At 47.5% G+C, this 23258-nt stretch carries 18 protein-coding genes and 1 tRNA gene; 12 read left to right on the top strand and 7 right to left on the bottom strand.

Going from position 1 to position 23258, the window contains the following annotated elements; all coding sequences use genetic code 11:
• Nucleotides 1–3: 3 nt before the first annotated feature.
• From CWI70_RS11690 to tgt, 3 genes are all read left to right on the top strand, one after another.
• Nucleotides 4–924: a hypothetical protein gene (locus tag CWI70_RS11690; RefSeq protein ID WP_126773951.1), complete on the top strand. Its 921-nt coding sequence runs from the start codon at nt 4–6 to the stop codon at nt 922–924.
• Between the two features lie 108 nt (nt 925–1032).
• Nucleotides 1033–2079: a tRNA preQ1(34) S-adenosylmethionine ribosyltransferase-isomerase QueA gene (gene queA / locus CWI70_RS11685; RefSeq protein WP_126773950.1), complete on the top strand. Its 1047-nt coding sequence runs from the start codon at nt 1033–1035 to the stop codon at nt 2077–2079.
• A 54-nt stretch (nt 2080–2133) separates the two neighbouring features.
• Complete coding sequence (gene tgt, locus CWI70_RS11680) at nt 2134–3249, top strand: tRNA guanosine(34) transglycosylase Tgt (RefSeq protein ID WP_126773948.1); 1116 nt, start codon at nt 2134–2136, stop codon at nt 3247–3249.
• 22 nt (nt 3250–3271) lie between these two features.
• Here the strand turns inward: tgt and CWI70_RS11675 are convergent, their stop codons facing one another.
• On the bottom strand, nt 3272–3919 hold the full coding sequence (locus CWI70_RS11675; RefSeq protein ID WP_126773946.1) for a MarC family protein: 648 nt from the start codon (nt 3917–3919) through the stop codon (nt 3272–3274).
• Between the two features lie 416 nt (nt 3920–4335).
• Here CWI70_RS11675 and rpsU point away from each other — a divergent pair, with 416 nt between their 5' ends.
• The 6 genes from rpsU to CWI70_RS11645 all read left to right on the top strand — a co-directional run bounded on the left by rpsU (nt 4336) and on the right by CWI70_RS11645 (nt 10170).
• Entirely contained in the window at nt 4336–4551 is a 216-nt protein-coding gene (gene rpsU / locus CWI70_RS11670; protein ID WP_026860840.1) for a 30S ribosomal protein S21, read from the top strand.
• 183 nt (nt 4552–4734) lie between these two features.
• Nucleotides 4735–6492 (top strand): DNA primase, encoded by a 1758-nt coding sequence (dnaG, locus tag CWI70_RS11665; RefSeq protein ID WP_126773944.1) that lies wholly within the window; start codon nt 4735–4737, stop codon nt 6490–6492.
• A 211-nt stretch (nt 6493–6703) separates the two neighbouring features.
• Nucleotides 6704–7093 (top strand): DUF3192 domain-containing protein, encoded by a 390-nt coding sequence (locus CWI70_RS11660; protein WP_126773942.1) that lies wholly within the window; start codon nt 6704–6706, stop codon nt 7091–7093.
• A 114-nt stretch (nt 7094–7207) separates the two neighbouring features.
• Entirely contained in the window at nt 7208–9049 is a 1842-nt protein-coding gene (gene rpoD / locus CWI70_RS11655) for an RNA polymerase sigma factor RpoD (protein WP_126773940.1), read from the top strand.
• A gap of 157 nt (nt 9050–9206) precedes the next feature.
• Complete coding sequence (locus tag CWI70_RS11650; protein WP_241967900.1) at nt 9207–10001, top strand: amidohydrolase family protein; 795 nt, start codon at nt 9207–9209, stop codon at nt 9999–10001.
• A 93-nt stretch (nt 10002–10094) separates the two neighbouring features.
• A tRNA-Ile gene (locus CWI70_RS11645) sits at nt 10095–10170 on the top strand.
• A gap of 493 nt (nt 10171–10663) precedes the next feature.
• Here CWI70_RS11645 and CWI70_RS12425 read toward each other — a convergent pair.
• From CWI70_RS12425 to CWI70_RS11625, 4 genes are all read right to left on the bottom strand, one after another.
• A complete protein-coding gene (locus CWI70_RS12425) occupies nt 10664–10807 on the bottom strand; it encodes a hypothetical protein (RefSeq protein ID WP_157980904.1) in 144 nt (47 codons plus the stop codon).
• Nucleotides 10808–10809: 2 nt separating this feature from the next.
• Nucleotides 10810–12327, bottom strand: coding sequence for an anti-phage dCTP deaminase (locus CWI70_RS11640; RefSeq protein ID WP_198677702.1), 1518 nt, complete (start codon nt 12325–12327; stop codon nt 10810–10812).
• A 73-nt stretch (nt 12328–12400) separates the two neighbouring features.
• A complete protein-coding gene (locus tag CWI70_RS11635) occupies nt 12401–14029 on the bottom strand; it encodes a replication endonuclease (protein WP_126773936.1) in 1629 nt (542 codons plus the stop codon).
• A 545-nt stretch (nt 14030–14574) separates the two neighbouring features.
• Nucleotides 14575–15483 carry a hypothetical protein gene (locus CWI70_RS11625; protein ID WP_126773932.1) on the bottom strand — a complete coding sequence of 303 codons (909 nt, stop codon included), beginning with the start codon at nt 15481–15483 and terminating at the stop codon, nt 14575–14577.
• Between the two features lie 164 nt (nt 15484–15647).
• On the opposite strand from CWI70_RS11625, the gene CWI70_RS11620 reads away from it, so the two are divergent.
• Entirely contained in the window at nt 15648–16139 is a 492-nt protein-coding gene (locus CWI70_RS11620; protein WP_126773930.1) for a hypothetical protein, read from the top strand.
• A 209-nt stretch (nt 16140–16348) separates the two neighbouring features.
• Here CWI70_RS11620 and CWI70_RS11615 read toward each other — a convergent pair whose 3' ends face one another.
• The gene (locus tag CWI70_RS11615; protein ID WP_126773929.1) at nt 16349–17593 is read right to left on the bottom strand and encodes a tyrosine-type recombinase/integrase; all 1245 of its coding nucleotides are present in this window, start codon (nt 17591–17593) and stop codon (nt 16349–16351) included.
• Nucleotides 17594–17945: 352 nt separating this feature from the next.
• On the opposite strand from CWI70_RS11615, the gene CWI70_RS11610 reads away from it, so the two are divergent.
• Together CWI70_RS11610 and CWI70_RS11605 are read left to right on the top strand one after the other, a co-directional pair.
• Nucleotides 17946–20021: a S8 family serine peptidase gene (locus tag CWI70_RS11610; protein WP_126773927.1), complete on the top strand. Its 2076-nt coding sequence runs from the start codon at nt 17946–17948 to the stop codon at nt 20019–20021.
• A gap of 147 nt (nt 20022–20168) precedes the next feature.
• A complete protein-coding gene (locus CWI70_RS11605) occupies nt 20169–21008 on the top strand; it encodes a patatin-like phospholipase family protein (protein ID WP_241967899.1) in 840 nt (279 codons plus the stop codon).
• On the opposite strand, the gene CWI70_RS11600 is transcribed toward CWI70_RS11605, so the two are convergent.
• Complete coding sequence (locus CWI70_RS11600) at nt 21003–23183, bottom strand: OsmC domain/YcaO domain-containing protein (RefSeq protein ID WP_126773923.1); 2181 nt, start codon at nt 23181–23183, stop codon at nt 21003–21005. The two genes, CWI70_RS11605 and CWI70_RS11600, sit on opposite strands and share 6 nt — an antisense overlap.
• Nucleotides 23184–23258: the final 75 nt, after the last annotated feature.

The raw sequence follows: 23258 nt of genomic DNA, 5'->3' as shown, positions 1-23258 counted from the left end.
ACCATGCGTACCTTAATGGCGATTTCTGCGGTCGCATTAGCACTGACGACAAGTACAGTTGCTCATGCGGACGAGAAACAACGAAACGAGCTGCGAAAGCAACTTGAAATTATGAATAGCATTTTTTCGACCGCACTGGAGCAGGAAAGTAAATCAGATCAACGTCATGTGATTTCACGTGACCGTTTGAGCTACAACTATTTAGCTGGCCAAGGCGTCGTGTACCGCACTCGGATCGGTGGTAACCGCATCATGTTTTTCGGCGGTGAAGTACCTATTCCACCGATGCCTGATATGCCGCACATTGAAGGTATCGATAGTGTCGAAATTGAACTGGCGGTAACCGAAGGCTTAGCGGCAGCATCTGAAGCGCTGGAAGGCTTAGAAATTGTTACTGAAGATATTGAAGGTGACGGCGAAGGTAATATTCGCATCATTCGCACGGTGACCGATGAAGTCCGTGAATCAGCCGGTGATATGCGTGAACTTCGCCGCCGTGTACGTGACTTAGAGCTGGCCAAACGCAGCGCTGAGGGAGCTGAAAGCGAGGCGATTGAGAAAGAACTAGCACAGGCACGGGTCGAATTGGAAGAAACCCAGCAAGCATTGGAAACAGCGCGTGCAGAAATCGCTGAAGCGCGTCAACAAGTGCGCAAGAAAGTAGAAGTGCGTAAAGCCGAGCGTGCAGAGTTATTGCAGAAGCAACTTGCGAGTTTTGAACAAACTATGGCGAGTACTCTGTGTGATTACGGCCGTACGTTGCGGGCGTTGCCAGCATCGGAAAATGTAACCTTTGTACTCGAAGGCGCAGGCCAAGCAGAACAAGGCGGCAATGACAAAATCTATATTTTCTCGAAAGGTCAATTAGATAAATGTGAATCGCCAAGTGATCTGTTAACTAAAGCAACGACGTACAACTTTTAACTGATCAATAGGATCGGTTGTCATCTCTGTTTGCACGCCTTCGGGCGTGCTTTTTTTTGCCCGTCAAAACAGGTAAAGTACGCGCTCAAAATAGCGGCAGTGATACCTATGGACGTAAAAGACTTTACCTTTGCATTACCTGATGAGCTGATAGCTCGTTACCCTCAGCCGGATCGCAGTGCGAGCCGTATGTTGCGCCTTGATGGTGAAACCGGTGCGGTCGAGCATTCACAGTTCAAAGCGATTGTGGATGAACTTGAAGCTGGCGACCTGTTGGTGTTCAACGATACCCGTGTGATTCCGGCGCGGATGCTCGGTGAGAAGGTTTCGGGCGGCAAAATAGAAGTATTGGTCGAACGCTTGCTGGACGACCAACGGGTGCTGGCGCATGTACGCAGTAACCGCGCGCCGAAGCCTGGCGCCAAATTTATTCTCGAAGGTAAGGTTGATGTTGAAATGGTGGGCCGTGAAGGCGCATTGTTTGAGCTTAAGTTTTTAACCGCAGCGCCGGTCTTAGAAGTTCTGGAAAGCTACGGGCATATGCCTTTGCCGCCCTATATTGATCGCCCCGATGAGGCGAGCGATCGTGAGCGCTATCAAACGGTCTACAATAAAAAACCGGGCGCTGTTGCCGCGCCGACCGCAGGTTTACACTTCGATGATGCGATTCTAACTGCGCTCAAAGCCAAAGGAGTGCAGTTTGCTTATGTGACCTTGCATGTTGGTGCTGGCACGTTTCAGCCTGTGCGCGTTGATAATATCGAAGAACATCACATGCACAGTGAATACGCTGAAGTGCCGCAAGAAACTGTTGATGCGATTTTAGCGACCAAAGCTGCTGGTAAGCGTGTTGTGGCCGTGGGAACGACGTCAGTGCGCTCGCTTGAGTCAGCAGCACAAGCGGCGTTAAAAAGTGGTCAGCAATTAGCGCCGTTTTTTTCCGACACTGATATCTTTATCTATCCCGGTTATGAATTCCAAATTATTGATGCCATGGTGACCAACTTTCACCTGCCAGAGTCGACGTTGATTATGTTGATTTCGGCATTTGCTGGACGCGAGCAAGTCCTCAATGCCTATGACCAGGCCATTCAAGAACGCTATCGCTTTTTCAGTTATGGCGATGCGATGTTTGTGACCCGTAAACCGAGCTAAGGTATACTGGCGCCCTCGGACTGTTTTTCCGTGAATTAACCGAACGGTGATGAAATGAAGTTTGAATTATTGAAAACCTGTGGCAAAGCACGCCGCGGGCGCATGACTTTTGACCGCGGTGTGGTCGAAACACCAGCCTTTATGCCAGTGGGCACTGCTGGAACCGTCAAAGGCATGACACCTGAAGAAGTGAAAGCAACAGGTGCGCATATCTGCCTTGGTAATACCTTCCACCTGATGCTACGTCCAGGTACGCAAATCATCAAACAGCATGGTGATCTGCATGACTTTATGAACTGGGATAAGCCCATTCTGACGGACTCTGGCGGCTTCCAAGTTTTTAGTCTTGGTGAATTACGCAAGATCACCGAAGAGGGCGTGACCTTCCGCTCGCCGATTAATGGTGAAAAGATTCTACTGACGCCAGAAAAGTCGATGGAAGTGCAACGTGACTTAGGCTCAGACATCGTGATGATTTTTGACGAGTGTACGCCATATCCAGCGACGCAAGCCGAAGCGCGTAGCTCGATGGAGCTATCGTTGCGCTGGGCAGAGCGTTCAAAAACCGCTCATGGCGACAACCCTGCGGCGCTATTTGGCATTATCCAAGGCGGTATGTATGAAGAGCTGCGGACCATTTCGTTGGATGGCCTGACCGATATCGGCTTCGACGGCTATGCAATTGGCGGACTGTCGGTTGGTGAGCCAAAAGAAGACATGATGCGCATTCTCGATCACATTGCGCCACAAATGCCAGCTGATAAGCCGCGTTACTTGATGGGCGTAGGTAAGCCAGAAGACTTAGTTGAAGCAGTACGCCGTGGCGTGGACATGTTTGATTGCGTTATGCCGACGCGGAATGCGCGTAATGGTCATTTGTTTGTCAGTACTGGTGTGGTGAAAATACGTAATGCCGTACATCGCACAGATACGGGTCCATTAGATCCTGAATGTGACTGCTACACCTGCAAGAATTATTCACGCGCCTACTTGCACCATTTGGATCGCAGTAATGAAATGCTAGGTGGTCGCTTGAACACTATTCACAACCTGCATTTTTATCAAAAAGTGATGCAAGACTTGCGTGATGCTATTGCCGAGGATCGTTTAGAAGCGCATGTGGCAGAATTTTATGCCAAGCGCGGTCTCGAGGTTCCGTCTTTAGCCTAAGTAACGCTGCGATCCCAGCCTGCTAGGCTGGGATCGAACGTGCAATATCAATCACGTAGGGTTTGATGCCGGCGAAGAAAAACTCGACGGCAATGAGCATGACAATAAGTCCCATTAGGCGCATTAGAATCTTACTACCGCTGCGGCCGAGCTTGGCTAATAATTGTCGGCCACTGGCGAGCACCACTGCCGTTAATGCGCAGACCAAGCCAATAGCGATAAACAGGCTGATGCTCGAAGAAGCTGTCGAGGCTGCGGTTTTACCTTCCTGAATAACCAAGATCACCATGGTAATGGCCCCTGGTCCGGCAATCATTGGGATGCCGATCGGTGTGACTGCCACGTCGGAGCCGAAATCTCCATCGGTTTCGCCATCGACCCGTTTAGGGACAGTGCGACCGCGTAACATCTCAAAACCCATCACAAAGAACAAAATACCGCCCGCGACCCGCAAGCCGTTCACTGAAATATTGAAGAAACTAAAAATAGCTTCGCCCAACAGCGCAAACACGCTTAAGGCAATAAAGGCTGTTACCGCGGCGCGCATCGCCACCCAGCGTGCTGCTTTGGGTGTCATGGTTTCGGTAAGCGCAATATAAATAGGTACGGCTGCGACCGGGTTGATCATGGTGAACAGAGATGTGAATTGAAAAATAAAGGTTTCGAACATGCCAGACTCCCCGCAAGCCTCTTGTATAGATCGACATTGCGCCGATAAGTAGCCGTATTGTATCAAGTTTTTAAAAAAGAGGTAAAAAATGTCGCAAAATAAGCTTGCTGCGACATAATTTGACGTGTAAAGGTGTCATAATCTGCTCACAAAAATAAAACATAATATACAACTTCTGTTGATCACGCTTTGGAAGCGGTGAGTCACCAGCATGAGTGTCATGTTGACCAGCCTGATTTTCATGCTTCACCGCTTCCATCCTTTCTCGCCACGTTCACCTAAAGAATTAAATTGATCGCAGGCTTTACATCAGGATCTGAACTCGCTACAATTCAGCACCATTTTTATTCGTCTTGGTCAAAAAGTGACCAAAGTTGATAACCAAACAACAGAATTTTCATTGAGGTGAGATTTTAATGCCAGTTGTTAAAGTAAAAGAAAACGAGCCGTTTGACGTGGCGCTGCGTCGTTTCAAGCGTTCTTGCGAAAAAGCGGGCGTATTGTCAGAAGTACGTCGTCGTGAACACTACGAGAAGCCAACTGCAGAGCGTAAGCGCAAGAAAGCAGCAGCGGTAAAACGTCACGCGAAGAAATTGTCGCGCGAGAATGCGCGTCGCACTCGTTTGTACTAAGTTGTTGGGTCGCATGCCGACCTTGAACTTTTACACCGCGACTGGTTACTGATGAGCAATCTGCTTTTACAGTGACTGCTGAGAGCCGAAGCCGTGTTTCACGCTTCGGCTTTTTCATTTCTGCAATAAGCGGTACAATCGTGCGACCTTCGCTCGATGACACAAAAGGGAACCGCAGATACCATGGCAGGGCTGATTCCAAAAAGCTTTATCTATGATCTACTTGACCGCGCCGATGTGGTCGAAGTCGTGGATAGCCGTGTGCCGCTTAAAAAAGCGGGCCGTAATTATCAGGCCTGTTGCCCATTTCATAATGAAAAGACCCCCAGTTTCACCGTAGCTCCGGATAAGCAGTTTTTTCACTGCTTTGGCTGTGGCGAGCATGGTAATGCCATTGACTTTTTAATGCGCTATGACGGTCTTGAATTCCCCGATGCAGTGGAAGAGCTTGCGGCAATGCTGGGTGTTGAAGTGCCCCGCGAAACCTCAGCCAACCCTCAGGCAGAGGCGCGCAAACGGCAACAAGCCGCTGATGATTACCAACAAATGGAACGTGCCAGTAAGTTTTTTGCCTATCAGTTACGCAACCATAAGAAGTCAGCCGAGGTGGTTGATTATCTTAAGGGCCGTGGCCTTAGCGGCGAAGTCGTGAAGCAATTCCAAATTGGCTACGCCCCGGATGGTTGGGATGATCTGCTGAAGAGTTTGGCAAAGGATCAAGGATCACGTGAACAGCTGGTCGACTTGAAGCTGGTGAATCGCAACGATAATGGCCGTTATTACGACTTCTTCCGCGATCGGGTGATGTTCCCCATTCGTGATCGCCGTGGCCGCGTGGTTGGTTTTGGTGGTCGTATTCTGGCCGGTGATGGGCCGAAGTATTTAAACTCGCCAGAAACGCGCATCTTTCATAAAGGCCGGGAACTGTATGGTTTCTATGAAGTAAAGCAAGCGCATCGCAATCTCGAGCAAGTCGTTATTGTCGAAGGCTATATGGACGTCGTGGCCTTAGCCCAAGCGGGGATTGACTTTGCCGTGGCATCGCTAGGCACAGCAACGACGACTGAGCAATTGCAGATGCTATTCCGTGCAACGAAGCGGGTGACCTGTTGCTACGATGGTGACCGTGCGGGCCGAGACGCGGCCTGGCGCGCACTCGAAAATGCCTTACCGTTGTTAACCGACGGCCTTGAACTGAATTTTCTATTTTTGCCCGATGGCGAAGACCCAGATAGTTTGGTCCGCCAAGAAGGCGCCGAAGCGTTCACTGCGCGGTTAGCAAAGGCACAAAGCTTCACCCAGTACTTTTTCAATCATCTGACTGAGAGCTTGGATCTCACCACCGATGGTGGACGTGCGGCGCTGTTGAGCCAAGCGCGGCCGTTAATTGAAAAAGTGGCCAGCGATTATTACCGCGAAGAACTGTTACAGGAACTGGCCCGTTTGTTACGCCGCGAAGTCTCGCAAGTAGCGAGTCAAGTGAAGCAAAAACCACAGCATGCACAAGCGCCGGAACAACTAAAAATGACGCCGATTCGGCGTGCCATAGCACTGCTCCTGCAATACCCGCAACTCGGTCACGAAGTACCGCTGCACGAAGAGTTAGCGCAACTTAAATTGCCGGGCATCAACGTACTGCTTGAGCTGCATCGGCAGACGCGCGAGCAAAATGTTAATTCAGCGCAATTGGTTGAGCTTTGGCGTGGTCAGCGTGAAGAAAAACTTTTACGTCAGCTGGTAAGTTGGGAGCATCATCTTGAGCAAGACAATATCAGCCAAGAGTTTTTCGATACCTTCTTGTATTTCATTGATTTGTTTGTTGAACAACGTGCGAATGAGCTGCTTGCCAAAGAGCAACAGGCGCCGCTGAGTGCAGACGAGAAGCGCGAATACATGGCATTGATGCAACATAAAGCGAAAAAGAACAACGCACAAAGTTGATAAAATTGACAAAAAGTAGTGAAAACCACTCCATCCTCAAGCAAACCAAAACCAATACGCCAAAACTAAATAATTGTTTTTATTGGTAATTTTATGAATTTAAAAACTTGGCATTATCCTTGCTTAAATCCTTGGGTAACTACAAAGTTGTGAGCGTAGCGTACGCTAACTCCCTTTGTCTTCTCTGAAACTTAGTCATAAAGGAATAATAATGAAAACCATGAAAGCCTTAGCCGCTGGCGCAGTTATCTTTACTTCAGTTTTGACCTTACAAGGGTGCTTGATCGTCGCCGATGGCCACGGTGATAATGATTGGTCAACGAGCGACTTTCGTAAGTTAGAAGAAGAAAACCGTGCGCACATCGCTGCACTTTCTGCCGCAGCAACACCTGAGACAGTACGTGCGACCATGGGCACCCCAAACTTTGCTGATCGCACGACCATTGATGGCGTACGTTACGATGTACTTTACTATCGCACGCATCGCGTTGAAGGCGACGGCAACACCACTCGTGACGAGTGCACACCACTGGTTTTTGAGGATGGAAAACTCGTTGGTACCGGTCAGTTAGCATTGGACCGTATCCCACAACAGAATTGATTATTTTCTGGCTCGAAACTGCATAATCTGCTACACTATCCGGTCTTGAATTCGATACCTCAGTTTAAGACCGGTTTTTAGTTATCCATTTGAAATCACAGGTGGTAGATCTGTATGCAGCAGAGTCGTCAATCGCAACTCAGAATTCTTATTGCCAAAGGAAAAGAGCAGGGTTACCTGACTTTTGCCGAGGTCAACGATCATTTACCTTCTGAGATTGTAGATTCCGATCAAATTGAAGATATCATCGCCATGATTAACGACATGGGGATCAAGGTGTTTGAAAACGCCCCCGATGCCGATGACTTGATGATGAGCGAAGACACCGCAGACGAAGATGCTGCGGAAGCAGCGGCGGCAGCGCTCGCTAGTGTTGACGGCGAATTAGGCCGCACGACAGACCCTGTGCGTATGTACATGCGTGAAATGGGTACGGTCGAGTTGTTAACACGCGAAGGCGAAATCGACATAGCCAAGCGCATTGAAGAAGGTATTAACCAAGTTCAATGCTCAGTCGCCGAATATCCTGAAGCCATTAACTTCTTACTCGATCAGTGGGATCAATGTGAAGCCGAAGAAATGCGTCTCACCGACATCATTTCTGGTTTTATCGATCCTAACGAAGTCGACGAAGCACCGGTCGCGGCAACGCACATCGGCTCTGAGTTATCTGAAGATGAACTCGAAGACGAAGACGATGATGCCGATGACGATGACGACGATGATGATGACGCCAATGAAGGCGGCATCGATCCTGAGTTCGCACGGCAAAAATTCGGTGAGCTTCGTGACCAGTACGAAAAGACCCGCGCGGCGATCAGCAAGCATGGCCGTGACAACGCTAAAGCGCGGAAAGACATTGACGCACTAAGCGATCTGTTTAAACAATTCCGCTTAGTACCTAAGCAGTTTGATCGTTTAGTGAAAGACATGCGCGACATGATGCATCGTGTCCGTGTGCAAGAACGTTTGATCATGAAAATGTGCGTCGAGCAGGCAAACATGCCGAAGCGCGCCTTCATGAAAGCGTTCGCCGGTAATGAAAACAGCACAGCGTGGCTGGAAGCAGCGATCGAAAGTGGCGAAAGCTACGCCGATGGCATCGCTGAACTACGCACCGAGCTTGAACGTTGTGTCGCCAAACTGGCAGAAGTTGAGGTCGAAACCGGACTTACTATTGCCAAAGTGAAAGACATCAACCGTCGTATGTCGATCGGTGAAGCGAAAGCGCGTCGCGCCAAGAAAGAAATGGTCGAAGCGAACTTACGTTTGGTTATTTCGATTGCGAAAAAATACACCAACCGTGGCCTGCAGTTCTTGGACTTGATCCAAGAAGGTAACATCGGTTTGATGAAAGCCGTGGATAAGTTCGAATATCGCCGTGGTTATAAGTTCTCAACTTATGCGACCTGGTGGATTCGTCAGGCGATCACGCGTTCGATTGCTGACCAAGCGCGGACCATCCGTATTCCGGTGCACATGATCGAAACGATCAATAAGCTGAACCGTATTTCGCGTCAAATGCTACAAGAAATGGGCCGTGAGCCGTCGCCAGAAGAGTTGGCGGAGCGCATGGTCATGCCTGAAGACAAGATCCGTAAGGTCTTGAAGATTGCCAAAGAGCCGATCTCCATGGAAACACCGATTGGTGACGATGAAGATTCGCATCTTGGTGACTTCATCGAGGATACAACCCTCGATTTGCCAGTGGATTCTGCGACTTCGGAAAGCCTTAAAAATGCCGTTCGCGGTGTGTTGGGTGGCTTAACGCAGCGTGAAGCGAAAGTTCTGCGCATGCGTTTCGGTATCGACATGAATACTGACCATACGCTTGAAGAAGTGGGTAAACAGTTTGACGTAACCCGAGAGCGGATCCGTCAGATTGAAGCGAAAGCGTTACGCAAGCTTCGTCATCCAAGCCGTTCAGAACAGCTGAAGTCGTTCTTGGACGAGTAAGCCTGAAGTCGAACGAAAACGCCTCTGTAGTGTCGAACTGCAGAGGCTTTTTTATGCTTGAATTCGTGCTGGCCTGTAGCCAGTATAAGTTGTGCTGATATGAAATTTGCCGCTATTTTTGTTAAGGTGGTGCTAATTTCGCTGAAAAGGATACTTTATGATCGCAATGGATCAGAATAAGACTGATACACCGCAACCACGTCGTATCGTCGATGCGCATTTGCACATTTACAATGACGCGTATCCATTAATAGAAAACCAAGGCTTCTTGCCACCGCCATTTTCGGTGGAGGACTACAAGCACCGTACGCGCGACCTGCCTATTGTTGGCGGAGCGTTGGTGTCAGGTTCATCACAAGGCTTTGATCAAAAGTACATTGCCCCTGCGCTGGACCAGCTCGGTGACAATTTTGTCGCCATCACCAACTTGCCAAGTACCGTATCTGACGAAAAGATTTTGTCGTTACGTGATGCCGGTGTCCGCGGCGTACGTGTTAACTTAAAACGTCGCGTGGTCAGCGGGCTCGACAACCTCGTTGATTTCGGTATGCGCATCTGGGATCTTGCTGGCTGGCACCTCGAAATGTACGTCGACAGCCGTGAACTTGATGAAGTCATTCCAAAGCTCATTAAGTTGCCAAAAGCATCGGTCGACCACCTTGGCATGGCACGCTCTGGTTTGTCACAAGTGCGAAAATTAGCTGAAGCTGGCGTGCATATTAAAGCCAGCGGCTTTGGTCGTACCGAAGTGAACGTTACAGAAGCCGTACGCGCGCTCTACAAGACCAACCCAGACTGTTTGATGTTCGGTACTGACTTACCGTCAAACCGCGCTGAGCGACCGTTCAACGTCAGTGACATCACCACAGTTGCTGCAGCCCTCGATGACGACGACGCCATCGACAAAGTATTCGCGCGCAACGCCGCCGAATTCTACAACATAAAGCTTTAAAAACAGCCCTTCGGGGTCATGACAAGCGGGCCAAAATTGCATATACTTGCGCCCGCTTTGTTAATCCCATGGGATTAAACACCTTCCTGTAATGGCCCCTTAGCTCAGTGGTTAGAGCAGCCGACTCATAATCGGTTGGTCCCCAGTTCAAATCTGGGAGGGGCCACCAATACAAACAAACTCTATACAGTTAGCAGGCACTAACGTATGTATCCTAAAAAACGCTTCCTGTAGCTAATTTGTAGCAGGTCAGGGTTTCTTTATTGGTTTATCAAGTTTGGTGATTGAGATGGGTAGGATAGGCTAGCAGGTAGTGTCTCACTAACGAGGAAGTCGAGATTTCGATCTTGGTCAGCTTAATTAAGAATCGAGAAGGTCTGCGTTTCGGTAAATTTCGATTTTTTATTTTCGTCTCCTGAGGGTTATCCTCTCAGAAAGCTCTAGTGGCATCTGTCTCATCTTAAGAGAAGTTGACACTTGAGAGCAGCAAGATTGCGATAAGACCAAAGCAAATAGTCTTCAATAATATTCATTACTTGAGTGAAAATAAGAAACGGCAGAGGTGGAGCTCGGTTTAACTAAGCCGTGTGAACGCTTAAGAGTAACTAAAAGGTAACAACTCTTTAGGTAGTTGTTACCTCCCTAAGTTTGTAGTGAATGGCTCAAGCAGGTTGAGCCTGTGCTTTAAACAGCATATCTTTTTTCTTTTGGATAAGAGCTTTCTGCCATTGTGGCCGACGGGCAACTCTGTCATCTGCATCTTTCAAATGTTCGATAAGTTGTTGTTTTCTAGTTTGAACACACATCTCTATTCTCCCTCGTTTTGACAAGCCTTGTTATACTTATCTAAAGTCTCACTCGCAATGTGAAGAGCAAACTCTTCATTAGTTAGATAGTTCATAACATCAGGCTCGATTCTGAGCTTAGCGGATTCTTTGGACCAACTCAATTTTTTGCCGGTATTTTTGTCTTTTCTTCTCACTACCGCGCCAGAACCCAGCTTCAACGAGAAAAAATTTAGGAAGTTTTTTGGACCAACTCCAACAAAAGGCGCGAACAGCACTTTATCACCTTTCTTCTTGCAAGTAGTCACAGAATCTTTGTGGAACTCCAAAGCGCGACTTTTCGAATAGGGCTCAACATAAAAAACCTTCATGATACCTGAAGCAATAATATGCTTGGCACAGTTGTGGCAGGGAAAAGTGGTGCAGTAAAGCGTCGTTCCTACCGTTGTATTATTGGTTCTACCGCAAGAAAGTATAGCTTCCATTTCAGCATGAACCACTCTTCCATATTCAGTTATGTCACCTAACTTGCTGCTTTTTATTATTTCCTTATTCTCCTCCGAGTTTTCTATTTTTAACTTTACTAACAGATCAGCTATTATCTCGTCTAAAACCTTTCTATTTGAGTCATAACCGACCTTATAGTCCCGGCCTTGGTCTTCATCTATAACCCCATGAGATTTAGTATTTATAGGCCAGTAAAGCCCCCCTGACGCTCTTGGAACATCATTAGCCCCAGTGGAAATTATATTTTCATCCTTTGCTATCACCGCTCCGACTTGCCTAGATAGATCTGCAGAGCGGGTAGATGCGGAAAATGCCATAAACATGGCATACTCATCGAATGTAGGCGTCAAAAATGGATTATCAAATATAAGTTCAAATACGCGTTCAATATCATATTTGTTCTTATCGAGTGTTTCGCCAGAGTCGATGAAAAAGTCTGATAAGTGAAAAGTATCACTAGTATGCTGACCATGCCCCTCAAGCTCGTCCTCATCTCGCTTGATTAACTTGTCGACAAAACCGTCTTGATCAGCTTTTTTTCTAAGCTTTTCAAGGTTTTTCTTTCTAACCTTCTCATCGGAATGAATACCAATTATATATAAACTATCCCCATATGCTTCTCTAAGAGCTTTGACTTCCTCGGGGTGTTTTAAAGATCTTATAAGCCATGCGTATCTATTAAGAGGTGCTTCTTCTGTTGATAGCTCTTTTCGCCTTTTATTTATGAGTGTAATCGCGCTATATGCTAATGCTGCATTATTTTCAGTTAACTTTCTAACGCGATTACCTAAAGTCATGTAGTGATCAACCTCCTGGAGCTTGGTTGCGTTGTTGGGAGGTTGACTCAACAATTCCAAAAATTGTCGAGAGATTCTTACTTCCTCTGTACGATAGTCATACAATGAAAGCTCCTGCGTTATTAAATTAGAGAAATGGTTAATGTCTGTTCCCACAGCAGCCACGAAAGCTATCACTATTTCAGGTTTATCAATATCAGCATTTTGATGGGTATCTTCTTTGGAGGTAGTCAACACGCTGTCCTTTGCTTTTGGTTTATTGTTTGGCTCTATATTAGTACAGTTATTCCCAGTACTCCAAGTTAGGCGGCTATGCCGCCCCAGTCTCAGAGCAACGCTGCCAGCGCTCGCTTCTAGTAAGGAGCCTTTTGCCTTCAGCTTGTAACCCAACAACTTTAAATACGGGCTCGTGCGTATACTGGCTGAGTTTGACCTCTCCCGACTCTTGAGCGAATTGAGCATCGTATAACAACTTAATTGAGCGCTCCTTTGCTGGAATACAAACTCCCCCCATTGCTCTTATATACCCCGCGAAGTCCCCTGAATCAGCCGCTTTGTGTGTTAAATGAAAAGGAGAAGACTCGGGCAACTCCCGTTCTACTTTTCGGATCTCTCGCCAGCCGGTGATCGATGGCATGCCAAATGACTGAAATTGTCGGATCCCCCAACAGCTTGCCCAGGCTTCGACGCGAAATGCCTTTATTAGAATCTCGTTGTCCACATGCTCTAGTCCAAAACCATCAATATTCTTTGATATGTACTTTGCTATATATGAAGTTGCGGTGCCTTTCCGTTTGTCTATAATCTCGACATCAAAGCGATATTTGGTTGCGCCTGGTTCATTCGGACTATCTTGCAAAGCGTATTCTTTCGCTGTTTCGATTAAGTTTTGAGTATATTCAGGCGCAACAAAGACCAGCATGTGCCAATGAGGCGTAGCGTCATGTTGTGGCTCGCTAATACGAATTCCATATATACGTATTTGTTGTCGGCTTAACGCTGCGCGGATCTTTTGCCAAAGTTTAGATAAATACTGACTCGCCTGCTTGGGGGTACTTCCATCCCATTTGGGGTTCTGCTGACCTGTGGTAGATAGAGTAGAGTGAAACCGGCTAGGGCAGGTGATCGTTAAAAATAACCCTATATCTCCTCGTCGGTTGGCTTCTTGCTCTGCTCCGGCCAGTCGAGCCATTAATTCATTTCTTCGGTTAATCGGGTTTGCAACCGTTGCATTTGAGAGCTTAAGTAGACTGAAAATCTCCCCTTTTGAATTTTTCATATAGGTAGAGGCAAGGAATTCCTGATTGGCAATTTTTTCATGTTTTCGCTTTTCTGCGCCGAAATTACTGATATACAAGCCGTTAGATTGGTTAACTTCGCCAAGGGATATAAAGAACTTTTCTCTAGCTCGCTTCAGTTCGACGTGTAACTGACGTCTCCATGTTTTTATACAAAGCATTTTCCGGATACAAGAAGCGAAATTCTGATGGGTATAGGCATCTGGTGGAATCAGTCTTAACCTTTCCATATACAGTCGCAGACTGGTATACAGTATCTTGTCGGAATTGGCTCTCCCCGTATAGGTATAGGGTGCGTGAAAATGATCCTCTACTTCGTATAGCACCCCTTTAGCTATCTCAGTGATTCTACCAAGCTGATATTTAGCAATCGTGTTTATTTCTTCCGAATCTATATCGAGGCTTTTTATACAGCTAGGAAGTGAGTTTCGCGTTTCTTCAGCGAATTCGTATAGAAATAGGTTCCGTTCTCTTTTCGAACCCTTTCCTCTATAGCGTCTAAGGACCCGTGGCCAACTTGGGCGGGGAAATACGGATAGCTTCTGAAGAATAAATTTAGCGTCATCAATTTCAATCATTTCTGAAAATGGAACTAAATCAGGGTAAAGAGCTTCTAGCCGTTGCATGTCTTTTTGGTTCATGGTCTTCTCCCTGACTTCGGAGTGACCTCGCACCAATGTATTCCGTGAACTTCTCGAAACTTTCTTTCGATTTTCCCTTCTGCTCGCAGTTCGGCGAGTAAAGACATGCTTAACTCAGGTGGGTTCTCTCCGAAAATCACCGATCCGGATCGGCTACATACGTCCAAGCAGATGAGAAGCTTTGGGAAATGCTTGAACTGCTCAAGAATCGCTTCTTTTTTTGATTCAGTCATGTCCACCCTCCAGAGCATGAAGAGGGGATTGGTGCTTGCAATGTTGTTCGAGCCAGGCGTCAAGATCGTCAACTAAGTAGCGAATTGCGCGCCCGACTCTTATATAACGTGGTCCTGGCGTTCTTTTTGCGAGAGGCCCGTTCATACGCGCTTGACGTAAAAATGAGCGACTCATGCAAATGTACTGTGAGGCTTCGCTCTCACTGTATGCACGTTTGTGTAGTGACATAGTAGTTTCCTCATGTGATGTACTGGTTCATGACGAAACTTACGAGATCGAAAAGTGCCCGGGCAAAATCCCGGGCTCTTTTCTTATGAATCGAGAAGTTTTCTTAGTTCGGCAACCAAGTTGGAATAGCGTTTCTTGCTCATCTCTTCACGATTGTTGTTGGCGTCATAATGCGCCATGTCATTTTGTGAAATATCGATAATTGACTCGTTGACGTCGATAACCTTTGGGGAAGAGCGATTATGCTCTTCTCGAAGCTTTTTCCATAAGTTCGCGGGTTTAATCGATGGGTTAACACGCAGGTATTCTAGAGTGTCTAGAATAATCGGATACGAGGGGATTGAGTACTGCGATAAAAAAACCTCATTTGTGGTCGGTGTCGTTTTAGGAAGTGCAGGATTGAACTGCGTAATGCTTGAGTCAACCAGTACTTGCAACCTTTTGATTTCGATCGCTCGTGTTTGTATCGTTATTTGCTGTTGTGAAGCAAATATCTTTTGAAGGTTCGCAAATGCATCTTTAAATTCCTGGTTGTGAGCTGTTGACCCCTCAAGCATCTCTTTGAATATAGCCCCCCCGGTTTTTGCCTCTTCAGCATTTAACTTTGCTCTGTATAACGTTAGTCTCTCGTTGCTATATCTCTCAGGTGCCCAGTTTTTTATAAAGTCAATTGGTAGCTCGGAGGAAAAAGGGTTATCAAAAGAAGTCGCTTTTATACTCTCTCCAACAAATGCGTAAACGGTATCTGTTTTGATTACACCGTTTTCAAGAAGTCTTAACGCATCTGCATTGCGCAACATCACGAGTCCTTCAACTACCGCTTTTGCAACTGCCGTTTCAGCTTCATCAGGTAAGGTCAGCAATGCCCAAGTGCGCGGAATTTCAGCCCATAACCTTATATGTCCGCCTTTTACCAGTGAGTATATATCGGCCTCATTAGCGATTCGTTCGAGCGCTTTCTCTCCGAGTCGTAAAAAGTTAATTGCTGCCATTATCGGTTCATCCTTGTTTATCTCTTATTTTTTTAGAGACATAATGAGTGAATCGTTGCTATAAAACAATGGTGAGCGGCACTAAGGTAACAAAGTGTATGTGCTGACTTTACCGTCTGGCTTGCGTTGAAAATACTTGAAAGATTTAAAAAGGAGATTTATTCATGGAACATGAAAAACTTTACAATTTTCTGCACAAGGCGGTAAACGACTCTTACGATTATGAGATTCGACACTGGCGTAAGTTGATAGATAACAGACTGGATGATTGCGAATTAATTGCAGTATGTATTTTTGCTCTTGGAGGCCTCTTTCTCAGTTACTACCTAATGAGGCAACATTACCCACCTGTCATGTATTCTTTTATGGGCGCTGGATTTGCTTTCGGCGGCTACCATACCTTTAAAGCATTTGGTATTTACGAGGTGATTACCAAAAATATGTCGCGACTCGCTGCGGCTCAGGATCGCTTGCACAGTTTCTTTCTAGCCGAAAGGCGGCGGCTTTGCGATGAGCTTTATGCCCATAGGAGCGATTATGAATACCTTAAAATATTTTATAGTGAAGAGAAATATAAAGCGCCAAGCCTGACGCTTCTCTGGGATCTCACTGAAGGTAGGAAGAAGCTTGTTATGGAAGATCGAGAGCGAATTTAGAGGGTGGCGAATAAGTTCTTCGCTCTGCACACGTGTCCGAAATGTCAGACGGTAATAAATTACCAGCAAAGATAACGCAGACTATTAAATCATCCTGGCTGAGTGGTAGCGCTTAGTCAGGATCTATTTGCGGCAATTACCGCTAGCCAAGGTATAGTAAACAGGCCGCATGCGCGATTTTATCAATTTGATGTTTATCAACCAAAGGGTCAAAGTAGATCGACAGCGGCAGTCTTTTTCTCAGGTCTTAAGTGAGCATATCGGAGTGTCATTTCCATACTGTGGTGACCGAGCAATTCACGAATGGTATTCAGATCCACGCCGCGCATGGCAAGTTGACTTGCAAAGTGGTGACGTAAATCATGAAAGCGGAAGTTCTCAATTTGCGCCTCTTCTAGCACCTTATTCCAACTCTTTTTTACGTCCTGTAGCTTGTCACCAGGCGCGCGCTCAAAGACATAGTGTTGATGCGCGTGATGCTTGGCCCATCCCTTAAAAACGTTCAGCGCATGAGAATTAAGCGGAACATGACGGGTCTTTCCGGATTTAGCGTTACTCGGCAAAATAGTCAGGTGCTTACGCTTTATGTCGACGTCCGCCCAGGTGAGCGAGAGGAGTTCGCTTTTACGTAGTCCGGTATTCATGGCTAATAAAACGATGGGCTCTAAATGGTCGGCATAGGGATAGTCATAAAGTGGAGGTTTTAAGGGATAACCACGCTGCTGGCGAAACTTATTGGCGCTATCGCGCTCATTTTTAAGTCGCTGATCGCGAGCACGCAGAGCTTCGCGAAGACGCTGCTCTTCGTCATCTTCGAGATAGCGCACGCGGGTATTATCACTTTTAAGCGGTTTGACTTTCTGCAGATCGTGATGGTCAATAAGATCCCAGTCGACGGCTCGATTCAAAGCGGCCTTGAGTGTAGCGACATAGCTGTTAATGGTCGCGTCTTTCATCCCCCCCTTTTTCTTTGCATTACGCCAGTTTTCGATACGGGCGGCGGTTATGTCTGAGAGCTGTAATGGCAGGAGCTCAGGGAAGCCGGAGTAAAACTGTTGAATGAGCTTAGTTGCTGTTTTGGGATTACGCGTTTCCTGGTAGGGACGGTAGCGCTGCTCGATGAACGCTTCCAGTCGTGTCAGTTTGTCGCGCTCGGTTTGCAGGCGCTGCGCTTTTCGTGCTTGCTGAACGTCGATACCATTAGCGACTTCTCCCGCTTTTTGCTTGGCCATTTCCCGTGCTTGGGCTGGGGTGATTTGAGGATGCGAGCCAAGCTTGAAATTGACCTGTTTACCGTGAAGGCGATAGAACAGGTAATAGGTCATTTTGCCACGCTCGCTGATCCGCAGGTGGAACCCTGGAAGCTCGGTATCATTGACCCGCCGAATCTGCTCACTCAGGCCTTTCAAAACGGAATTTGTCAGCTTTACGCGGGTTGTCGTCAGGGTCGTCATTTCGCACTCACCAATCGAAAATGTAGCAGCAATGTAGCTAGATAATTGCACAACGAGGTAAGAATGTGAACAACTGTAAACAGGGGTTATTGACGGTAGTGTATTTAAGTTGATGAAAATAATAGATATAAATAGGATTATTTGTTCATGTTTGTTCATAGGCGAACAGCCTGAACAGAGGGTGTTTTCGTCTCATAATCGGTTGGTCCCCAGTTCAAATCTGGGAGGGGCCACCATTTTTAATTGTTAAGCCACTTCTCAATATTGGTAAGTTAGGGGAGATCCCCTATATCCTCGGTTTTCATTTGCTGCAACTCTGTGAACGTCAACAACGTTTACTTGGAGCATGATTATGAAACGAACTCTTCTTTCATTGAGTATTTTGGCGTCTGGGCTTATCGGAGTAGGGAGCGCAAATGCTGATGCCTTATTGGGTCCTAAACTCTCACAAGACCTACAAAGCCTGACAGGGCCTTACGATGTAATAGTGTCATTTGAGGAGCACAACCAAATTGATGGTGTGCTACAGAACCTAGGAATCCCCTACATTGCACTGCAAACAATGCCCATCGCAGGTGCGACTGTAAGCAAGTTGCAATTGCAAGCGCTTCTGGCGAGCCCAGCTGTCAGCAGTATCTATGCGAACACTCCCTTAGAATACAGCAACTATACGTCGGGTGAAATTACTGGCGGACATTATGTGCAAGACTTCTATGGTTTAGACGGACAAGGCGTAACAATTGCAGTGTTAGATTCTGGGGTCGATGCGACGCACCCGGATTTGGAGTTCGCAACCAAAACGATCGAGAATGTAAAAATTGTTGGCGATCTTGATTTGCTTGGCGGACGCAATGCATTTCTAGAAGGGGTGCCAAACAGTGATACCTCGTCGGGTCACGGTACCCATGTTGCTGGTACCGTTGCTGGAACAGGCATGGCATCTATTGATGATACACGTAGAGCCTATTACCACGATGGTATTGCTCCAGGAGCAAGCTTAGTGGGGCTTGGCGCCGGTGAAGGCATTTCGATTCTGTATGCACTGTTGGGTTTCGATTACGCCATTGCGAACCGAGAACGGTTGGGTATCGATGTGATTACCAATAGTTGGGGCGGCGGCGACGGTGCAGAGTTTGATCCAAACAACCCAATAAACAAAGCGTCATTTGAAGCGTATAAGAAGGGGATGGTGGTAAGTTTTGCAGCGTCAAACTCAGGCCCTACAGAGGATACGTTAAACCAATATGCGATCGCACCTTGGGTTATCAATGTGGCAGCTGGTACCAGTGACAAACTACTCGCAGACTTTTCCAGTCGGGGGGTTGCGGGTCATCAATATAAACTACCCGATATTACGGCTCCTGGGCAAAATATAACGTCAACGCGCGCACCAAATACAGCGATTGGGGCAATGGGGCCAGTTATTGATGAAGAAAATCCCGATTATCTGTTGTACTACCACACGATAAGCGGTACCTCTATGGCAACACCGTTCATTGCTGGAGTGACTGCATTGTTACTAGAAGCGAATCCAGCGCTGTCGCCAGACCAAATAGAGCAGATAATTAAGGATACTGCTGAACCGATGGACTATGCGCCCCATGAAGTAGGCGCTGGTTACATTGACGTTAAAGCGGCGGTGGACTTAGCGAAAGAAACAAGCGGTAATCGTATTGCCTTCATGAATGGCGATACGCTTTGGGCAAGTCAAGGACGTTGGGCGCAGGCCGATGACAGTGCTCAAGAATTTGTTTATGTCGGAAAATGGCAAAGCAAAACAGATACCAAAGCATTCGAAGGAACGGTTTCTAAAGCTAAAAACGCACATGCGTCAGTTTTTGCGAAAGTGAGAGGTGAGCGCGTGCGGCTCCACTTTTTGGCGACCAGTGATCAGCCAGTATCTATCGAACTGATCAGCGATGGGCGCGTGATGGGGGCTGAAACAATTTATGCGCGTAATGCTTCTGCAGGATCACCGCAAGATGTAGCGGTTGCGTTCGATGACTTAGGTGACGGCATTCATGACTTAGAAGTTCGGGTTCTCGATAAGGGCGTGATGTTCGATCGGATGGATGTCGATGGCGCAATTTTGCCTCCTGATGTTAGCTTCACCCAAAGCCAACAAATTGACTCAGGAACAATGGGGGTTTCGGCGGAGAACCTTGAGGTTCAGGAATTCCCGCTAGAAATTGGCCCTAACGATGTCAACCTTACGTCCACTTTGACTTGGACCGGGGTCGCTGACCTAGATTTTTTCTTGGTTAACCCCGATGGTGTCGAAATTGCATCAAGCGCGTCCTTGGAAAACCCTGAGGTTATCCAGTTTTGGACAGACATGGTGGGCACCTATACATTGCGTGTAACTGGTTATATTAGTATCGCAACGCCGTTTACCATCACGACAGAAATCACTTCGGAAGTGCAATAAATAACGCACATGAAGAAGAGTTAAGTTAGAGACTAAAAAGGCGCATTAGGCGCCTTTTTTAATTCAGCGCCTTTCGATGCTACTATTTGTGGGGTAGGGGACTTGAGTCGCCGCAAGGCGGTATAACCAATAAGAAGCGAAGCAATTGTGACAGCAAAAACAAAACGTGCGCTAGTTGTCGAAGGCGGCGCTATGCGCGGTATTTTTGCCGCCGGCGTACTCGATGGGTTTATGCGCGATAAATTTAAGCCCTTTGATGTCGCTATCGGCGTTTCGGCTGGCTCGACCAACCTCATTGGTTATTTAACTGATGACTACCAACGCAGCTACCGGATTCTCACTGAGCTGGCGCAATCGAAAGACTTTATTGACCCAATCCGCGGCATGCTTGGCGGGCACTTGTGTGATGTGGAATGGTTGTGGCGCACGTCTTACGATCAGATTGAGCTGCACTTCGAACACTACCTAGCGGGCAAAATCCCACTTTATGCGGTAACGACGCGGGTTGAAGATGGCGCGCCGTGCTATATCCAAGTGAATGAGCAAAACATGCATCAGCTCTTTCCGGCATCGTGCGCGATTCCGTTGGCGTTTCGTGATTTTCCCGAAGTCGATGGCGTGGCGATGACTGACGGAGGTGTGGCGGATTCTATTCCGGTGTTGAAGGCCTATGAGATGGGAGCACGTGAAATCACAGTGATTCTGTCGCGTGCGAAAGGTTATCGTAAAACCTCAGGGCGCTCGCTCGGCATTACCCGCCGTATACTTAGCCAATATCCGAAGTTGTGCGATGCTATCGAAGATCGTGCTGAACGTTACAACGCCACCATCGACTTTATCGAAAACCCGCCCGCGGACTGCACGGTTCACATTATTGCCCCGCCGGACTCTATGCCGGTTGGGCGCTTCACGCGTCAGCGCGAGCGCCTTGAAGTAGGTTACAACGCCGGTTTACGTGCCGCATTTGAGCATATTGATCAGCTATAGCTTTGCGCCTCGTGCGGCATGGAGCTTTTTATAGCTCTCGATTAAGCGCAGGTGTTTGTCTAAACCGTCGAGCTGCATGTTGGTTGGTTTGAGACCATGAAAGCGGACATTCCCGGTAACAGAGCCAACGACGGCAGTCATGGTGTCGGTACCGTACATGCGGCGTAGATTAAAAATAAAGTCGTCGAGCTCCAGCTCTTCGTCTAATTCAATCTCTAAAACGGCTTGCACGGCGCGATAGAACAGCACACGCTCAACGGTGTTGTCGTTGTACTGTAAGAACATTTCCACGCAATCGAGCGCATCTTCGTGCTCGCCGAGTGCCAAGTAAATGAGCAGTTTCAGTTCTAAAATCGTCAGTTGGCCCCAGACGGTGTTTTCGTCGAACTCAATACCAATCAAGGTGATGATATCGGTGTAGTTGTCGAGCTGGCTTTCTTCTAAACGATCAACGAGATCGCGTAACTGTTCGTCCGACAAACGATGCAAATTAAGAATGTCTTCGCGGTAGTCGAGCGCCATATTGGTGTTATCCCAGACCAGGTCTTCGACCGGGTACACTTCTGAATAGCCGGGTACCAGAATACGACATACTGGCGCACCAAGGTCTTCATACACCGCGACATAGGCTTCTTTACCAATGTCGGCGAGGATTTGGAACAAGCCGTCGGATTCTTCGGCATTACTGCCCGAGAAATCCCAGTCGGCAAACTCGTAATCGCTGCGTGCACTGAAGAAACGCCAAGAGACTAACCCTGATGAATCGATAAAGTGCTCGACAAAGTTATTCGGTTCGCTCACTGCCATGGAATTAAAGGTGGGTGGCTGGAAGTCGTTTAGGCCTTCAAAACTGCGGCCCTGCATCAGCTCGGTAAGACTGCGCTCGAGTGCCACATGCATACTCGGGTGCGCACCAAAAGAGGCAAATACGCCTCCCGTTCGCGGGTTCATCAAGGTCACGCACATCACCGGGAATTGACCACCTAACGAGGCGTCTTTGACTAAAATCGGGTAACCTTGTGCCTCCAACGCTTGCACCGCTTCTACCAACTCAGGATAGCGCGCCATCACGTCATCCGGCACCTCGGGGAGGGCAATTTCGTTTTCGAGAATCTCGCGCTTCACGGCGCGCTCGAAGATCTCCGACAAACATTGCACCTGTGCTTCCGCGAGCGTATTACCCGCGCTCATACCGTTGCTCAGGTACAAGTTTTCAATCAGATTCGAGGGAAAATACAGGGTTTCACCGTCGGAATGGCGCTTAAAGGGTAAAGCGCAGATGCCGCGATCACGGCGTCCAGAATTGGTATCAATTAAATGTGAGCCGCGCAGCTCGCCTTCTGGATCGTAAATTGGCAGGCAATAGTCATCGAGTAATCCTTTGGGAAGGCTATCGTCCTCGGTTAACGCAAACCACTTTTCATTCGGATAGTGTACGAATTCGCTATTGGCAATCTCTTCGCCAAAGAACTGGTCGTTGTAGAAGAAGTTGCAGTTTAAACGCTCGATGAACTCACCTAGTGCTGACGCCAAAGCGGCTTCTTTGGTCGCACCTTTACCGTTGGTGAAACACATTGGCGATGCGGCATCACGAATATGTAGCGACCACACGTGTGGCACGATGTTACGCCACGACGCAATCTCTATTTTCATGCCGAGGTCGGCAAGAATTTGCGTCATGTTGGCAATGGTTTGCTCTAACGGTAGATCTTTCCCTTCGATGTAGGTGAGTGAGCCGCCCTCTGGTGCCCCCATCAATAGCGCCTGAGCATCTTCATCAAGGTTCTCGACCACTTCAATTTGGAATTCAGGGCCGGTTTGCACAACCTTTTTAACGGTACAACGATCAATGGATCGTAAAATGCCTTGGCGATCTTTGTCAGAAATATCTTCAGGAAGCTCGACTTGGATTTTGAAAATCTGGTTGTAGCGATTCTCTGGGTCGACGATATTGTTTTGCGACAAGCGAATATTTTCGGTGGGGATGTCACGTGATAAGCAGTAGACCTTCACAAAATAGGCCGCACACATCGCCGACGACGCCAAAAAGTAGTCAAATGGGCTCGGCGCCGAGCCGTCGCCTTTATAGCGGATCGGCTGATCGGTGACCACTGTAAAGTCGTCGAATTTGGCTTCGAGGCGGAGATTGTCGAGAAAATTAACTTTGATTTCCATTGTGTGCGCTACTTATTGCGAGGGCGTGTGCCGTGAAAAGATTCAACAGCGCCTATTATCCACATTTTCACCCCT

Origin of the sequence: Pseudidiomarina homiensis (assembly GCF_003987225.1) — a bacterium.
Lineage (GTDB): Bacteria > Pseudomonadota > Gammaproteobacteria > Enterobacterales > Alteromonadaceae > Pseudidiomarina > Pseudidiomarina homiensis.
The sequence above is the reverse complement of the archived record's forward strand: the minus strand, read 5'-3'. Positions and strand labels throughout refer to the sequence as shown.